The sequence below is a fragment of the Pseudomonas sp. C2.3V genome (assembly GCF_058536325.1).
Genome location: NZ_JBZUBN010000002.1, coordinates 212,128 through 228,494 on the forward strand (window position 1 = coordinate 212,128; position 16,367 = coordinate 228,494).

General features: G+C 53.9%; 11 protein-coding genes. 6 read left to right on the plus strand and 5 right to left on the minus strand.

The window, feature by feature from the left end:
• Positions 1–52: 52 nt before the first annotated feature.
• The 4 genes from AC4LF3_RS20800 to budC form a co-directional block, all read right to left on the minus strand.
• Positions 53–844: a hypothetical protein gene (locus AC4LF3_RS20800; RefSeq protein ID WP_491836588.1), complete on the minus strand. Its 792-nt coding sequence runs from the start codon at positions 842–844 to the stop codon at positions 53–55.
• A gap of 376 nt (positions 845–1,220) precedes the next feature.
• Positions 1,221–2,606, minus strand: coding sequence for a PepSY-associated TM helix domain-containing protein (locus AC4LF3_RS20805; protein ID WP_491836590.1), 1,386 nt, complete (start codon positions 2,604–2,606; stop codon positions 1,221–1,223).
• A gap of 82 nt (positions 2,607–2,688) precedes the next feature.
• Positions 2,689–3,108, minus strand: coding sequence for a hypothetical protein (locus tag AC4LF3_RS20810; RefSeq protein ID WP_434136346.1), 420 nt, complete (start codon positions 3,106–3,108; stop codon positions 2,689–2,691).
• Between the two features lie 131 nt (positions 3,109–3,239).
• Positions 3,240–4,004: a meso-2,3-butanediol dehydrogenase gene (gene budC, locus AC4LF3_RS20815; RefSeq protein WP_434155408.1), complete on the minus strand. Its 765-nt coding sequence runs from the start codon at positions 4,002–4,004 to the stop codon at positions 3,240–3,242.
• 688 nt (positions 4,005–4,692) lie between these two features.
• On the opposite strand from budC, the gene AC4LF3_RS20820 reads away from it, so the two are divergent.
• From AC4LF3_RS20820 to AC4LF3_RS20830, 3 genes are all read left to right on the plus strand, one after another.
• The gene (locus tag AC4LF3_RS20820; RefSeq protein WP_491836592.1) at positions 4,693–5,838 is read left to right on the plus strand and encodes an aldose epimerase family protein; all 1,146 of its coding nucleotides are present in this window, start codon (positions 4,693–4,695) and stop codon (positions 5,836–5,838) included.
• Positions 5,839–5,894: 56 nt separating this feature from the next.
• Positions 5,895–8,297, plus strand: coding sequence for a glucose/quinate/shikimate family membrane-bound PQQ-dependent dehydrogenase (locus AC4LF3_RS20825; RefSeq protein ID WP_219652198.1), 2,403 nt, complete (start codon positions 5,895–5,897; stop codon positions 8,295–8,297).
• A 210-nt stretch (positions 8,298–8,507) separates the two neighbouring features.
• Positions 8,508–9,587 carry a nucleoside hydrolase gene (locus AC4LF3_RS20830; protein WP_491836594.1) on the plus strand — a complete coding sequence of 360 codons (1,080 nt, stop codon included), beginning with the start codon at positions 8,508–8,510 and terminating at the stop codon, positions 9,585–9,587.
• A 185-nt stretch (positions 9,588–9,772) separates the two neighbouring features.
• On the opposite strand, the gene AC4LF3_RS20835 is transcribed toward AC4LF3_RS20830, so the two are convergent.
• Positions 9,773–13,048: a bifunctional diguanylate cyclase/phosphodiesterase gene (locus tag AC4LF3_RS20835; RefSeq protein ID WP_491836596.1), complete on the minus strand. Its 3,276-nt coding sequence runs from the start codon at positions 13,046–13,048 to the stop codon at positions 9,773–9,775.
• A 175-nt stretch (positions 13,049–13,223) separates the two neighbouring features.
• Between AC4LF3_RS20835 and AC4LF3_RS20840 the strand changes: the two genes are divergently transcribed.
• The 3 genes from AC4LF3_RS20840 to AC4LF3_RS20850 all read left to right on the plus strand — a co-directional run bounded on the left by AC4LF3_RS20840 (position 13,224) and on the right by AC4LF3_RS20850 (position 16,309).
• The gene (locus AC4LF3_RS20840; protein ID WP_491836598.1) at positions 13,224–13,958 is read left to right on the plus strand and encodes an SDR family NAD(P)-dependent oxidoreductase; all 735 of its coding nucleotides are present in this window, start codon (positions 13,224–13,226) and stop codon (positions 13,956–13,958) included.
• A 246-nt stretch (positions 13,959–14,204) separates the two neighbouring features.
• Positions 14,205–14,738, plus strand: coding sequence for a gluconokinase (locus AC4LF3_RS20845; protein WP_434136352.1), 534 nt, complete (start codon positions 14,205–14,207; stop codon positions 14,736–14,738).
• 197 nt (positions 14,739–14,935) lie between these two features.
• Positions 14,936–16,309: a GntP family permease gene (locus AC4LF3_RS20850; RefSeq protein WP_074825918.1), complete on the plus strand. Its 1,374-nt coding sequence runs from the start codon at positions 14,936–14,938 to the stop codon at positions 16,307–16,309.
• Positions 16,310–16,367 lie beyond the last annotated feature (58 nt).

The following is a 16,367-nucleotide window of genomic DNA, read 5'->3' on the forward strand; positions in this document are numbered from 1 at the left end:
CCTCGGGCTTTCTGTACTTGTATATCGCCACACGATGCGTCACCGACTTTATTTATGGCTTCCCAAACGTGACATCCAATGTCATCGAATCAGTATGGCGCATCGGATTCTGTCCAGTGGGCAGACGATCATCATCAGGGTGCATGTAAGTCATGCCTGTACCGAGCTTCTCGGTCATGAACTGGCCGCCTTTATTCATGGTTTCTGTCGAACCATCGTAAAAGCCAGCAATGGTCTTGTTACCAGCAGAATCGACTGTAACGATATTGCCGGGCGCAGCGTCAGCAATACTCTTGTTATCACCAATCTCGAATCCCTTGTTATCCGTGGCATGGATCGAAGCGTTTCGGCCATCGATGTCACTGGTATTGATAAAGCCGTTGAAGAATTCCAGCCGGCTGGCATCAGGGCGGTAATATCCGTCTGCATCCGCCTGCTTGAGCAGTCCGGTGGTATCGTTCTCGAATCTCATAACGCCTGTCTGCCTTGGCTCAAGCGTTAGCTCAGCGGTCAACTGTTCGTTCTTATCGAATTGGCCTATTTTGATCGGATGGTCCTGAGTATTGGTTATTTTGAATGCACGCGGACCGCTACCGGCAGTGGGCCCGTCACTACTGGCTGGGCTTGCAGACGTTACCTTTTGCGGGTGAGTTTCGGGGGTTACAGCAGGGCCAGAAGCTACAGAAGGTTGTTCCGGACTACCAGCCGCTGGTGCGGTGGCTTTTCCTACCTCCCTACCCTTACTTTGGCCCTGAGAGGATGCTCCCGTGTCGTTCTGGTTTTGCTGTAACCGTTGCGCAATCATCTGAAGGATTTGCTGCACCAGGTCACGCACCAATGCCATCAAATCTTCTTCGCTAGCTCCCTTGGCGCCACCTGGGGAATGACCAGCCCCAGCCTTGCCGAACGTAATTTCCCTTCCCTGGCTGGCAAGCTCAGAAGGCGAACCGAAATTAACCTGTCCGCCGTATGGCTGAGCCAGGCCACCGTGAGCCCAGGCGTTGGGCCATAATCATTGCTGCCAAGGCTAAAACCTGGCTCAGCGGGCCCAAGCACTTTTACTGACATATCAGCCTCCACAGAACAAATAGGGTATTGCCTGTGTGGTCAATTTAAGTTTCGGGTTCCTACTTAATCATCTTGACAGCTTTGGCAGTACGCGAACTGGAGAGGAGAAACGCTAACCGCTCACGGTGCAGCCAGCGTTTTTCTCCCTTGTACTACAACTGCCTTTGCTTGAGATCTGAAAACGAAGCCTTGAAGCCCAGAATGAAATCCACCGCTAGAAACACAAGCAGGCTGGCGCCTAATACAGGCAGACAGATCCCCAGTACCGTCGAGATCACAATCGCCAGGATTCGTTGAACCAGGCCCAGTTCACGCCATGCATCGATAAGACTCGGTTGAGGAACATCATTAAAGGTCGGACGCCGACGCCACCAGAGCAGGTATCCCCAAACCACCATGACCACAAGGCCACCCGCAAATCCAATCAACAACAGCTGATTGGCAAGGCCGAAAAGTACCCCCATATGCGCATCTATACCCCACCGGGTCAGTTTGGCTGGCAGAGAATACTGAGCAAACAGGACATGATCCACCACCGCCAAGGAGCCGGGATCGATAGCAACCGCATCCACATGAGTAGGCCAGCGACGGTCGATTTCATTAACCGTCCAGGCTTTTCCCGGCTGCATGGCAGGTTTGATTTCCACCTTTGCCGCGTCAATGTGCTGGGTACGTGCAGCGGCCATCACCTGATCAAACACGTCGGGATCAACCGCTTCCATCTTCGGCATGTTATCCATGTGCATATGATGTTCGGCATGCTCGTCCATGGGCATCTTCATGGTGGTTGAGCTACCCAGCTCCGTCGAAACAACAGGCGTCGACCATCCGTAATATGCACGCAGAATGCCGATATTGCTCCCTGCATACTGTGACCATGTCAGCCCCGTGGCCGAAAAGAACAGCAGCCCTGCCAGCAGCCATACCCCTGTGGACCCATGCAGAGAGCGTAGACCCGCCGGCGTCTTACCACGCGTACGACTCCGTCGTGACGCCCATAACACCAAGCCGCCCAAGGTGGCGACCCATAGCCAAGATGCCGCCAGTTCACTATAGATTCGGCCTACATCACCCAACAGAAGGCCCCGGTGAAACTGATCCAGCCAGGTACGTAATGGCAGGACACCACTCGTCCCGTATACTTTCATATCGCCTTTGATCTCACCGGTCACCGGGTCGATAAAGATGGCGCGGCTCTCGGAGGCGCCCAGGCCCGGCGCGTTGAACATCACCCGGGTAGTATCACCGGCTGCAGGCGCAGGGCGTACGGCAGTGATGCGAGAGGACGGATCTACCGCTGCCTGGGCCGCACGCACTTGGGCGGCAAGGCTGAGAGGAGCGCCCTGGCTATCCGTATGCAGGGCATCGGCATAAAGGTAGTCCTCAAGCTGAGGGGTCAACGCGTAGACAATACCGCTCAGCGCCGCCACGAGAAGAAAAGGACCAACAAAAAGCCCGATATAGAAGTGCAGTCGTTTGAGTAACTGGATATAGGCGCCCGGTCTATTATGGACCGACGCTGGCGAAGAACCTGACATGAGAATTCACCACGGCTAAGCACAACGACAACACATGGCTGCCGCCAACTAAGGGTTAGGAAGTAAATGCCGCCAGTGGTTGTCAGGGCGCGCGGGGATTGAGGCAGGGAAATGCGTCACGGGGAGGTCGTCGACAACCGGCGTCCAGATAATACAGGCGTTGCCGTTTATGACGCAGCAGCCAGCTCAGCGCCGTGAAAACCATGAGCGCCAGTGGAAGCGTACCAGCGAAGGCGCAATCGCTCATGGCAAGCTGCTTGATAGCTGAATCATGAGATGAGTCAACCATGGGCATACTGCCCTGGTGCGTATCAGGCGCGGCGGTCATAGCATGGTGATGTACGTGATGGTCCATCTCCACCGTTGTTTCGTGGGGCGACGGGAGACGGTATGTCTGGCCATGCATGATGCCGTGACCAAAACTGCAGGCGAGACCATTGAGCAGGACGGCGGCGACCAGCATCCAGGCAAGAGAAGTAAAATGGGCTCGAACTGACTTCATACCAACCAATTTAGCACTGATGACAAACACAGACCAGATGCGGGATTTGTTGTCGAACGGTGGATATACAGCAATACCGTACGTAAACGCCGGGCTGCGGCCACATGCCGCAACCCCGGGTTTTGAAGAACTCAAGCCTGTCTGGGCTGCCCGTTGGAGGCTGAGAGCCCACCATCGACAGGAAGATTCACGCCGTTTACGAAACGGGCATCATGACTGGCCAGGAACGCAATGACATCGGCGACCTCTTCGGCCTCGGCTGGCCTTCCCAGCGGAATCCGCTCCCTGAAGCTGGCCATAAGCGATTCATTGCCAAGCATATCTTCCGTCAGCTCGCTTTTAGTGAGGCTGGGGCATACGGCATTGACCCTGACGCCTTCTTCACCAAAGTCCATTGCCAAGGCACGGGTAAAGTTGGTCACTGCCCCTTTGGCCGCGTTGTAAACACTCATCCCCCAGTCACCGCCCAGGCCTGAGACCGAGGAGACATTGACGATGCAGCCCTTCTGCTTGATCAACTCAGGCAAGGCGCTTCGGCTACAATAAAACACACCGTCGAGATCGGTGGACATGACCTTGCGCCAGTCGCCGACATCAGCCTCGGTAATCTTGCCCTGGGCCACCGTACCCGCATTGTTCACCAGCACATCCAGGCGGCCATACTTCTGGATGACATCCGCGATCAGCTGCTCTACTTGAATCCGGTCCGAGACATCAGCGGTCTTGATGTAGCTGCTATCCGCCGGAAGCGTACGCGCCACGTGCTCAAGCTTTTCGGTCGTTCTGCCCACCAGCACGACCTTAGCGCCCTCCTCCGCAAAGCGTTTGGCAGTTGCTTCACCAATGCCCGATCCTGCTCCTGTCACGAGCACCACCTTGTTAGTAAAACGAGTCATGTCAGCCTCTCTGGATCATGGAAGGTATGCACCAGTAGAACCGCAGCAGCAAACCCAAGTTCATCAGGAGGTGCATTGCAGAGCCAAGCGATCGCTAGTTAGAAAGTACATTCTGGCGAGGGCACGCATACCACTTTACAAGCGATGCTTATCGAGAACACAACGAATGAGACACAAGCGGCCCGCTAGTGCTTCGAGAGTCACTTAGACGTCGTCTATGCAAACCTTCATTAATTTGACTGAATATTGGTTTCTCAATGCTATGTCGTTCACTTGATCGCTTGGGCAGGTTCAATGCCGCGATTACATGTCGCGCCGATAACGCCTCTACTCGAAACGGCATGCAATAAATTACACAACGAAAACAAATTTTGAATCGTTTTAAAAGCATTTAAATTTTTCACAGAATTCAAGGATTACTATTCGTTCCGCTTGCTCACGACCCTTAAAACTTTCATTAGGTACAGCCTTGTCTGCATATCGCACGACTGCAGAAAACCTCGGGCAAATCGGCCATATCAGGCTACGTTCAGTTATTAACGCAGAGACGAATAGAAGTCCAAACCGCCTAATTTCCTGACACTTTGTACGTGAAAGATCTAATCCAGTGTTTATCGCACTTTGACAACGAACGAGTTGTAACATTTTGACTCTGACCTGTATTGCTCAATTAGGTGGACTTATAACAATGCGGGCTTCAGGTTTGTTCGTAGCTGCTTTAGGCATATTCGCCAGCCAATACAGCGCTGCTTCGACGCTGTCTCAGGAATCTTACGGCACCACGCGAGATGGCCATTCTGTAACACGCTACACAATGACTAACGACAAAGGCGTAAGCGTCTCTTTTTTAAGTTTTGGTGGTGTTATTACGGAGATCATTACGCCTGACCGACACGGCAAACGCGCCAACATTGTGCTGGGGTACGATGATCTGCATGGTTACGAAGTCGTGGATGCTCGTGAAGGCATCCACTTTGGCGCTCTGATTGGCCGCTACGCCAATCGCATCGCCAAAGGGCAGTTCACACTTGACGGAAAAAACTATCAGCTCGAACAAAATGATGGTCCTAATACGCTGCACAGCGGTAGCAAGGGCTATGACAAGCGCATCTGGCAGGTCACGCCATTGGTAACTGAAGGCCCTGTGGTCAAGGCTGCCCTGAAGCTAAACAGCCCAGAAGGCGATCAGGGGTTTCCAGGCAACCTCCAGCTAACCGTTACCTACAGCCTTTCTGACGACAACACATTTCGTATTGACTATCAGGCCCAGACGGATAAGAGCACGGTCATCAACCTGACCAACCACAGTTACTTCAATCTGGCCGGACCTGACAGTACTCATGGAGTCCTGGATCAGGTGGTGCAGATAAATGCCGATCATTATCTTCCCACCGATGCTCAGTCGATCCCTACCGGTACCCTGCAACCGGTGGAAAACAGTGTTTTTGACTTCCGAAGGCCTAAAGCCATTGGCAAAGACATTCGCGCCAACGACCCACAGCTCCTTTATGCCCATGGCTTTGACCACAACTGGGTATTGAACAAAGGCGCTGATCCAAAGGCGTTACAAGATGCGGCCAAGGTCGTTGATCATGGAACGGGTCGCACACTTGAGTGCCTGACTACAGAACCCGGCTTGCAGTTTTATACCAGTAACGCTCTCAAGGGGAACGTAACGGGCGCAGGCGGCAAGGTATATCGGCAGACTGAAGCGTTTGCCTTTGAAACCCAGCATTATCCAAACAGCCCGAACCAACCGGACTTTCCTAGTACGGTATTAAAGCCTGGGGAGGTATTTAATAGCACGACCGTATTCCGTTTCGGTATTCAATAACGCCTTTGATAGTTCACTAAAGGATCCGCGCGTTTTTACAAAGAGAGAAACAGTTGATGAGCACTTTATCGACAAGGTCTGGATTGAGAACTTTCACTGCGGTTATCGCCGTTATATTCGCGGTAATTTTAGTGATTGGAGGGGCCTGGCTTGCAGTATTAGGCGGCTCGTATTATTACGTGATCAGCGGTATTGCTCTGCTGATCAGCGCTATTCTGCTCGCGCGTCGCTCTACCGCCGCGATCTGGCTTTATGCGGTACTGATGCTCGTGACGCTCGTATGGGGCCTCTGGGAAGCAGGCACCGATTTCTGGGCTCTCGTACCACGCCTGAATATTCTCGGGCTATTGGGCATCTGGCTGTTGATTCCTGGAGTAACGCGTGGCATTGGCGCAGGTCTTAGAGCCAGCAAAACCTTTTTATCTGCAACGCTGGTGCTGTCCATTGCCGTACTGGTGTATTCGATCTTCAATGATCCGCAGGAGATCAATGGCAGCCTGGCGTCTACCCAGCCTGCCCAGGCTCAGCCGGTAGAGGGTATCAGCCCGGCGGACTGGCCTGCCTACGGCAGGACCCAAAGCGGTACGCGCTACTCGCCGCTGAATCAGATCAACGAGAACAACGTCAAAGACCTGCAGGTCGCTTGGACATTTCGTAGTGGCGAGTCCAGAACCGAGAATGATTCGGGGGAAACCACTAACGAACTGACCCCAATCAAGATTGGCGATAACATGTATATCTGCACCACGCACCAGATATTGGTAGCGCTGGACCCGGCTACAGGCAAGGAAAAATGGAGGTTCGATCCCAAGCTTAAATCGGAACCCTCCTACCAGCACCTGACCTGCCGTGGGGTATCCTATTACGATCAAGCCAACACCACGGAGTTTGCAGCCAGCCTCGCCGGTAAACCCCAGGCTCAAACCAGCTGCCCACGCAAGGTCTTCCTGCCCGTCAATGATGGCCGTCTCTTTGCCATCAACGCAGACAATGGCCAACCATGTAGCGAATTTGCCAATAATGGCGAGCTGGATCTTAAGGAGATGCATCCTTATACCTATCCAGGTGGTTTACAGCCCACCTCACCGCCGGTTGTAACGGGCACTACAGTAATCATTGGTGGCTCAGTTACTGACAACTTCTCTATCCATGAGCCATCAGGCGCTATCCGGGGTTATGACGTCAATACCGGCGCGTTGCAGTGGATATTCGATACGGGTGCAGAAGATCCCAATGCGATCCCGACTGACGGCAAGACCCTGGTTAACAACTCACCCAACGCCTGGGCACCCTTGGCCTATGATGCCGCTGCAGATGTAGTCTATGTACCGACAGGTAACGCCACGCCTGATATCTGGGGCGGCCACCGTACGCCGCTTATGGAGCGCTATGCCAGTGCTATCGTTGCGCTGAACGGCTCGACCGGTAAACTGGTCTGGTCTTATCAGACTACCCACCATGACCTCTGGGACATGGATGTACCTTCCCAGCCTACTCTTGCTGATGTAAAGACAGAATCTGGCGACACGGTTCCTGCTGTTTACGTACCGACCAAGGCGGGTAATCTGTTCGTACTGGATCGTCGTGACGGCAAGCCCATTGTGCCCATTACGGAAGTGCCGGTGCCACAGGGCGCCGCAGAAGGCGATTGGGTAAGCCCGACGCAACCTCGCTCCGCCCTGAATCTGACGCCCATTCAGACACTGACTGACAAGAACATGTGGGGCGCCACCATGTTCGATCAGCTGATGTGCCGCGTGATCTTCAAGCGCCTGAGCTATAAGGGTCAATACACGCCACCGTCCGAACAGGGCACGATTGTTTTCCCCGGTAACCTTGGCGTCTTTGAATGGGGTGGGATCTCCGTCAACTCCGATCGCCAAATAGCGTTAATGAACCCGATGGCGCTGCCCTTTGTGTCAAAGCTGATTCCGCGCGGCCCGGGTAATCCCATGTGGCCGGAAGAAGGCGCCAAAGGGACCGGCACCGAAACGGGCATTCAGCCCCAATATGGTGTGCCGTTTGGTGTAGAGATCAATGCGTTCCTGTCACCGCTGGGCCTTCCGTGCAAGCAGCCGGCCTGGGGCTATGTCGCCGGGGTCGATATGAAAACCCACGAAGTAGTTTGGCGTAAGCGAATCGGTACGATTCGGGACAGTCTTCAGGGGCTTCAATTGCCACCGTTGAAAATTGGTGTCCCTATGCTGGGAGGCCCGATCTCGACAGCAGGTAACCTGATGTTTATTGCCGGTACTCAGGACAACTATATCCGCGCCTATAACGTGACCAATGGCGACAAGGTATGGGAGGCACGTCTGCCGGCAGGTGGCCAGGCAACACCCATGACCTACGAAGCCAATGGCAAGCAGTACGTTGTCATCATGGCGGGCGGGCACGGCTCCTTTGGCACCAAAATGGGTGATTATCTGATTGCATACGCCCTCCCCGATACGAAGTAAAATTCGTAATCAGAGCTGACCCCTACGCGAAGCCCGGAAATCTCATCCGGGCTTCGCTGTTTCTGCATTATGCCTAGGAATTGGCCTGCCAAAATGAACGTCATTGTTGGCAGAGTTCATTGCCGCTGCGTTATGCTTGGCAATACAGCTTTCGGGCAGATGAGACCTGTCTCACTTGCTGCATCACTATAAAACAAGAGCCCCCAACCGATGCGAGCACTCTTCAAATACTGCGCCGCCGTCCTGGCCTTTGGCGTTCTGGCAGGCCCTATACAGGCTGCAGACAAGGTTATTTTCGATACCGACTTCAATGTACTCAATGATGACGGTCAGGCGTTCATCATGCTGGCGCAACTGCATGCGCAAAAACGGATCGAACTGTTGGGCATGACGTTGGTGAGCGGCAATGCCTGGGTGGATCAAGAGCAGGTAGACGCCCTCAAGGCCGTCGAGCGTATGGGCGTGGAAAAGGAGGTCGGCGTTTATTCTGGCGCAGCCTACCCGCTTCTACATGACCTCTCGACGTACCCGCAAGAACAGGCACTGTTTGGCGTGGGCTGGCCTGGCGCCTTTAAAGGTCCACGACCGACCTCAGCCGATGCGCTCATCTCGCCTCCAGATGGCCGCGCCACCCATACGACAGTACGCCCTGAATCAGCGACCCAGTTCATTATCGACAGCATCAAGCAGCACCCCCATGAAGTCACAATTCTGGCTGTCGGCCCGCTGACTAACCTTGCCCTGGCCATCCGCAGCGCACCTGAGATCGTGCCGCTGATCAAGCGGATCGTGTACATGGGCGGCGCCATCGAGATTCCAGGCAATACCACGCCCGCAGCAGAATTCAACTGGTGGTTCGACCCGGAGGCTGCACGGATCGTTTTACGCTCGCCGATAGAGCATGTGATCTTCCCCAACGACGTCTGCGAAAAGGTCATCTTCAACGCAGGCGTCTACAAGCGCATCGTGGCCGCTGAAGGGATTATCCCTGACCTTTACAAGACAGTCCTGGGCCCTGAGTTCGACAAGGACCCTGCCTACCAGAGTTTTACCTGGGACAGTCTGCCGGCGCTCTTCCTGGTGCACCCGGAACTGGTAACCGAATCGAAAGACCTTTGGGTTGACGTTGATACCCACTTTGGCCCGAACTACGGCAGGTCACTGGGCTACCGCAAGAACCCCCCATTAGGCACCCAGAAAGCCAAGGTGGTGTTTGGTATCGATCAACAAGCCTTTTGGAATGATTATGTAAACCTGGTTACGTTGCCTGCCCCAGTCAAACGACCATGAAGCGGTGCCTAGGGTTGCCAGCTGTATTGTTGCAACCCTGTCCTTGCCTCCACACAGGTCTGCGCTGCTGGCGCATCCTCCGCTGCCAGAAGTTCTAAATAAAAACTTAGCGGATAGTGTTAAATCCCTTGCTGCTTTAACCAAGCCCCCGTGGTACCAGGGAAGTTGCGTATCTACAAATCATGCTAGTGAGTCATAAGCAGATCACCCTGCGCGGGGCGGCCTAAATAAAACCCTTGTGCCTGATGGCAATTAAGCCGAGTCAATAATTCAAGTTGTTCCTGGGTTTCAACGCCTTCAGCCGTAACAGTGAGCGATAAAGCACGACCCAAACCAATAATGGCTTCGATGATCGCCTCGCCACTAGACGAGCCATCCAACGCGGCAATAAAGCTACGGTCGATCTTGATGCCGTCGAAGGGATAAGTATGGACATAGCTTAATGACGAGTAGCCGGTGCCAAAATCATCCATGGCTAGCCTAACGCCCAACTCCTTGAGTGCTCGCATAATAGCCAAAGCATCGTTGGTGTTATCAAGCATAACGCTTTCGGTAATCTCAAGCTCCAGGCGCTCAGGCGCAAGCCCGGTTTCCTCTAGAACCGCTTGTATGCGAGCTACCAAGTCGCTGCGCTTGAATTCTATCGGTGAAAGATTGACCGAGACAAAGGCCGAGTCCTTCCACTGCGTAGCCTCTAGGCACGCTCTGCGTAATACCCAGTCACTCAACGGCACGATTAGGCCAGTTTCTTCCGCAATGGAAATAAAATGGTCAGGGCTTAAGTAGCCGCGTAGAGGATGCTGCCACCGTACCAAGGCTTCGGCCCCTGTTAGATGACCGCCTCGTATCTTATAACGGGGCTGAAACTCCAAGCGCAATTCGTCTCGACGTAAGGCCAGTCTAAGATCCGTCTCGAGTTGCCGCCGAACCAGAAGACGACTACTCATCCGTGAGGTGTAAAACTGCCACGTGTTCCGGCCTGACGCTTTAGCTTCGTAAAGCGCTATATCGGCAAAACGCAAGAGATCGTCAGCCTGACAGCTATCCTCCGGCGCCGAAACGATACCTATGCTGCATCCTACACTCACCTCATGCTTATTGATCAACACAGGCTTTCGCAGGCTATTAAGGAGTCGCTTGCAGAGTTTTTCAATAAAAGCCCGGTTTGGCAGACCGCTGGCTACAATGACGAACTCATCGCCCCCAATACGGGAGACAAGATCATCCTCACGCATACATTGTTTCAGCCGGTGAGAAACCTCAACCAACATCTGATCACCAGCCGCGTGCCCAAGGGTATCGTTTATGGGTTTGAAACCATCCAGATCAAGGTACAGGAGCCAAAGCGGATTCTCCGCGGTAGGCTTGGCCTCCAACCTCGCCTTGAGAAAGCGATACATCATACGCCGGTTGGCCAGGCCCGTCAGAGCGTCCTCCTGAGCATCTCTTAATCGCGCTTTTTCCTGGAGTTTGCGCGGCGTAATATCCTGTACAAAGGCGCTGAAGATCGTACGGCTGTCAATCTGGATCGCCGTGATGCGTGTCTCGACGGGAATCAGCATCCCATCCTTACGCAACGCCGAATGTTCGACAACCTTGCCCACATTGTTGCTTTCTCCTGTGGCGAGGAAGCCTTTCAAATCGTCACGATAAGCCTGACGCATCATCGGCGGAATAATCAGATCCTCTATAGACGCGCCTATTGCTTCTTCTCGACTCCAGAGAAAGATCTCTTCGGCTTTGCGATTCCAGGCGGTAACAGCCCCCCTTTCATCCGTACAGATGTACCCGTCACTGGTATTTTCCAAGATGGCACTTAGTTCGGCCTCACGCTTATGCAGCGTTTGAATGTGCTCTTGCGCCTCTTTGGTTAGCGAGTCTTTCCTGGCAAGGAGAACCTCTTTATCGACCAGCATTTTCTGTAGCTGCCCGTTCAGCCCTTGGAGCATATCTTTCATGCGCATATCAAGAAGCGCCCGGCCAAACTTTCGGGCTGAATCTATTTCAGCCTCTGACCAGGGCTTAGCCTGATAGCGAACCGTTTCTTTCCAGTCTTCAAATGACTTTCGCGGCGTCAACTGCCCAGGAGTAGAACCTGGCTCAATTGGCTTATGGGGATTACCTGCCCAATTAATGGTTTCAAGATATTCGGCCCTGAACCATAGCAATACAAACGGAGGGGTGTGCGAGATTATAACGGCCAGTAAGCCGCTGGCCTGGGTGGCATACACCTTTGCAGGCTCATAATGATCTACAAGACTTTTGGTCGCAAAGGTAGTCGGCATGGATGGCTCCAGAAGCCACTCTATCAACGCTCGGGTCTGCTCCTCAGATGGCGTACTGCCCAGCAGGGTAAGCTTGCCGTGAAGAAGCAGTGCTGCACCCTCTGCGTGAACAAGGTGCTGAACATCCTTCAAATAGCGCCGAATGCTTTCTTCAACAGCAGAAAACCCTGTCAGCCTTTTCAGTAACTCCTCACGAGCAAAGGCCAATTGCTGCGCCTGATTGTTAATCGCTTTTTCTAAATGCGCCTTAATCGATTGGCCCAGCGTCTGCCCTAATAGTTTACAGGTCTCGCGCATATCATAAGAGACCCGTTTGGGAGAGGTATGATGGCAGGAGACAAGTCCCCATAGTTGCCCATCCACGACTATCGAGACGGACATAGAGGCTGTAACGTTCAGGTTTTTAAGATATTGAATATGAATGGGCGAAACGCTGCGCAAGCTGCATCCGCTCATGTCCAATGGCTGACCTGTGATGGGGTTCAATACCGGAACGAGCGGAGCAGGTATATACCCAGCATCCGCTATTGTTCTGATGGGATTCCGAAGATAAAGCGCTCGCGCCTGCCTCGGAATGTCGGAGGCGGGATAGTGATGGTTGAGGAGCGCATCAAGACTATCGATCTTGTCTTCAGACACGACAAGCCCTGTCCCATCCTCTAGAAACCGATAAATCATTACCCGATCAAACCCGGTCAGTCGGCGAAACTCCTCACTCGCACTCTTAAGCAGAGCGTGCAGACTGGTTGTGGCACTCCAAATTGTAAGAACCCGATGGATCTCGCCGACCCTCTGCGCCGCAGTGATTTGATGCTCTGAGGAAGGCTCCAGCTCTAGAAACAGCACACCATTGTAAATATGTGCTGTCAGATCTACGGGCATACCAAGGTTGCCTGCTGGCGATAACGAGCCTAAATACAAAGGTTCAGTCATATCAGGCTCGAGCGTCAGAAGAGATGTCGCGGCCTCGGCCCCAAAAACCGTATCGACTGGCTGCCCCAGCAAGTCAGTAGGATTTTGTGTTAAAAACCGCACAGTATCACCGGCAACTTGTTGAATAGTCTGGGTATCAGGGTCGATAGCAAGCAAGATGCCGTGTGGCTGAATCGATCCGGGAATATGAATCGGTTCCCTGTCACACTGCGCAAGATCAAGAGGCTGGGTCGTTTGATCCATAATTAAAAGGTACGCCTGAAGGTCAGTATGCGGGTAGAGCAACAACCGCTCCACGATAGGCTACGGCTTGGCTTGTTATAGGTCTGAGCCAATACACCGCCATTGGTTCGTTAGAGATTCCCCGCTTTACTTGATTAAGAACAGGCACGCCCTGAAACCACGTAGAGAGCAAACCATGTTTATCGTAACGGGTGGCACCCAGGGCATTGGCGCGGCGGTGGTTGAAAAACTGGTTGCTGAAGGGCATCAGGTCGTTTTTACCGGCCGGGACGAAAGTGCAGGGCAAGCCCTACAGACACGGCTGAAGACAGCAGTTTTCGTGGCAGGCGATGTCTTGAGTGAGCAGGACTGCCAAAAGGTCGTATCGCATGCAATGACATTGGGAGAGGGCCGACTGTCCGGCCTGGTCAACAGTGCCGGCATGTCCAGCCGTGGTGAGTTCGGCACGATGACTCAGGACACCTGGGATCATCTTTTCGCGGTAAACACGCGCTCGGTGTTTTTCTACATCAAGCATGCGCTTCCGGGCCTGCGGGCAGCACATGGCGCGGTCGTTACAGTGTCTTCCATTGCAGGCAAGACGGGTGAACAAGGACTTGCAGCATACTGTGCAACCAAGGCCGCTCTGCTGGGACTCACCCAGGCGCTGGCGTTGGAATATGGCTCAGAGGTGCGCTTCAACGCGGTGTGCCCTGGGCAGATCGCTACGCGCATGATGGACAAGGTTATTCAGGACGCCGCTCATCTTGCTGCGCTTACCTCACGGATACCCGCAAGCCGCCTGGGCTCGCCCCAAGAGGTAGCCGAAGCGATCTACTGGCTGCTGTCGCCTGCATCAAGCTATATCAATGGCGCTACGCTCACCGTTGACGGTGCTGAGACCGCTGGCCTTATGAGCCCAAAACGGTAACGAACAACTCATCCTTCAGCAGGCGTCAGCCTATACCCCGTCACGTTTTTGGCGGGGCCTAGGCACTAAAAGCGCTTGCCAAGTCCGGGCGGTATGCTTAAGTTAGCGCTGTCTCGAAAATTAAAGCAGTCAATCGTCATTGTTTTCGAGATGCATCATCTGGCAAACAAGAGCTACAACATACGAAGCCGCTATCTGTTCAGATTTCTTAATTAAAGATAGCGCTATCTTCGGCTGGAGAATCCTATGAATACGTATATCCCTGCCCTGGTTGTGATGGGCGTGGCTGGTTGCGGCAAGAGCTGCATTGGTGAGGCCATTGCTCAACGCAGCGGTGGCGTCCTGATCGAAGGTGACCAGTTTCATCCTGCTGCAAACATCGCCAAGATGAGTGCTGGCATTCCGCTCACCGATGAAGACCGCGCCGACTGGCTGACTCGCCTGGGTCAGGAAATGGCTGATGCCGTAAACGCAGGTATCAAGCCCGTTCTCACCTGTTCCGCCCTCAAACAGAAGTACCGTGACAAGCTCCGTTCCGCCGTTCCAGGCTTGGGCTTTGTATTTCTGAATCTTACCCGTGAAGACGCAGCCGTGCGTGTTGCCAACCGGCCTGGGCATTTCATGCCTGCAAGCCTGGTGGATAGCCAGTTTGCAGCGCTGGAGCCGCCTCTTGAGGAAGACGCGACCCTTGTTGTGGACGCGACACTGCCCATCGAGGTGATCAGCCAGCAGGCGTCCGACTGGTGGAACGATACGTTTGCGGCTGTTAAAAGCGCCTGACCGGCCGGACTCCCATTAACGCTTCATCTATAACAATAACATGTGAGGCGACATGTCCGGCATGTATGGCTTTGCTCCTTACCTCACCCTCACTGCATGTTGCAGCGAGGGTGTTGACGTTCTGGTAGTCCTCAGGCGTCAGGCGCACACATGTATGGCTTTCGCTAACGACCAACAACAATAGAAAGTGGCCCACCATGACTGAACCTACTGCGCTCAGCGCCAGTATATTGCTCCTCATAGCAGCAGGCGCTGTAATTCTGTTGCTCCTCCTGATTATGCGATTCAAGGTCCATGCTTTTCTGGCGCTTGTGCTGGTAAGTATCCTGACGGCACTCGCGACGCAGATCCCTTTTGACAAGGTAGTCCCGACACTATTGACCGGCTTTGGTAATACCCTTGCCTCGGTGGCATTGCTGGTTGGCTTGGGCGCCATGATTGGACGTCTTCTGGAGATTACAGGCGGTGCCCAGGTTCTATCCGACACCCTGATCAATCGCTTCGGTGAACACCGTGCGCCCTTCGCACTTGGCGTAGCATCGCTGCTTTTCGGCTTTCCCATCTTCTTTGATGCGGGGCTGATCGTGATGCTGCCGATCATCTTCAGTGTGGCCAAGCGTCTGGGCGGCTCTACGCTGAGCTATGCGTTACCGGCGGCCGGTGCATTCGCCGCCATGCACGCGCTGGTTCCGCCGCACCCAGGCCCGGTTGCTGCGGCAGAACTTCTGGGTGCGAACATCGGTTTGCTGGTTATCGTTGGAGCCATCATCGCGCTGCCTACCTGGTATTTTGGTGCTTATCTGTTCGGCCTGTGGTCGGGCAAGAAATTTCATGTTGGTATTCCGGCAAGCTTTTTGACCGATGCTGACCGTGATACGACAGTTACCCCGCCCCGCTTCTCTACCGTACTTGCTATCCTGTTGTTGCCCTTGATCCTGATCTTTTTGGATACCGGCCTGAATACCTTGAGCGTTATGGGTACAGTCGATGGCAAAAGTACATGGGTCCAGTTCCTGCGGATGCTGGGCAAGACACCAGTGGCCTTGCTGATCACGGTATTTTTTGCGTTGATCGTCTTTAGCGGTAGACACAGCCGTAAGCATCTGGAAAAAGTATGTGACGGCGCACTCGGCCCTATCTGCTCCATCGTACTGGTGACGGGCGCAGGTGGCATGTTTGGTGGTGTGCTGCGTACAAGTGGCATTGGCGACGCACTGTCTCAAATGCTGGCAGATACCGGACTTCCGGTAATCGTTGCGGCCTTTGTGATCTCGGCGGCGCTACGGGTAGCCCAAGGTTCGGCAACCGTTGCCCTCACAACCGCAGCCGCGCTCATGGCACCGACCGTAGCCGCAACCGGCGGACTGAGCCAGTTCGACCTGTGCTTTATCGTCGTGGCGATTGCCGGGGGCGCTACTGTGCTCTCCCATGTAAACGATTCCGGATTCTGGCTGGTAGGCCGCTTCCTTGATATGGACGAAAAAACCACGCTCAAGACCTGGACCGTGATGGAAACGCTCATTGGTACTATCGCTTTCGTGCTGGCCTGGATAGGCAGCCTGATACTCTGACAGAACGTAAAACCGGACAGGTGAGCAACCACCTGTCCGGAAGACTGCCTCACTCTTA

Bases quoted from the DNA above. Each gene is read 5' to 3' on its own strand.
- AC4LF3_RS20800 (WP_491836588.1), bottom strand. From the start codon at position 844: ATGGCATTGGTGCGTGACCTGGTGCAGCAAATCCTTCAGATGATTGCG.
- AC4LF3_RS20805 (WP_491836590.1), bottom strand. From the start codon at position 2,606: ATGTCAGGTTCTTCGCCAGCGTCGGTCCATAATAGACCGGGCGCCTAT.
- AC4LF3_RS20810 (WP_434136346.1), bottom strand. From the start codon at position 3,108: ATGAAGTCAGTTCGAGCCCATTTTACTTCTCTTGCCTGGATGCTGGTC.
- budC (WP_434155408.1), bottom strand. From the start codon at position 4,004: ATGACTCGTTTTACTAACAAGGTGGTGCTCGTGACAGGAGCAGGATCG.
- AC4LF3_RS20820 (WP_491836592.1), top strand. From the start codon at position 4,693: ATGCGGGCTTCAGGTTTGTTCGTAGCTGCTTTAGGCATATTCGCCAGC.
- AC4LF3_RS20825 (WP_219652198.1), top strand. From the start codon at position 5,895: ATGAGCACTTTATCGACAAGGTCTGGATTGAGAACTTTCACTGCGGTT.
- AC4LF3_RS20830 (WP_491836594.1), top strand. From the start codon at position 8,508: ATGCGAGCACTCTTCAAATACTGCGCCGCCGTCCTGGCCTTTGGCGTT.
- AC4LF3_RS20835 (WP_491836596.1), bottom strand. From the start codon at position 13,048: ATGGATCAAACGACCCAGCCTCTTGATCTTGCGCAGTGTGACAGGGAA.
- AC4LF3_RS20840 (WP_491836598.1), top strand. From the start codon at position 13,224: ATGTTTATCGTAACGGGTGGCACCCAGGGCATTGGCGCGGCGGTGGTT.
- AC4LF3_RS20845 (WP_434136352.1), top strand. From the start codon at position 14,205: ATGAATACGTATATCCCTGCCCTGGTTGTGATGGGCGTGGCTGGTTGC.
- AC4LF3_RS20850 (WP_074825918.1), top strand. From the start codon at position 14,936: ATGACTGAACCTACTGCGCTCAGCGCCAGTATATTGCTCCTCATAGCA.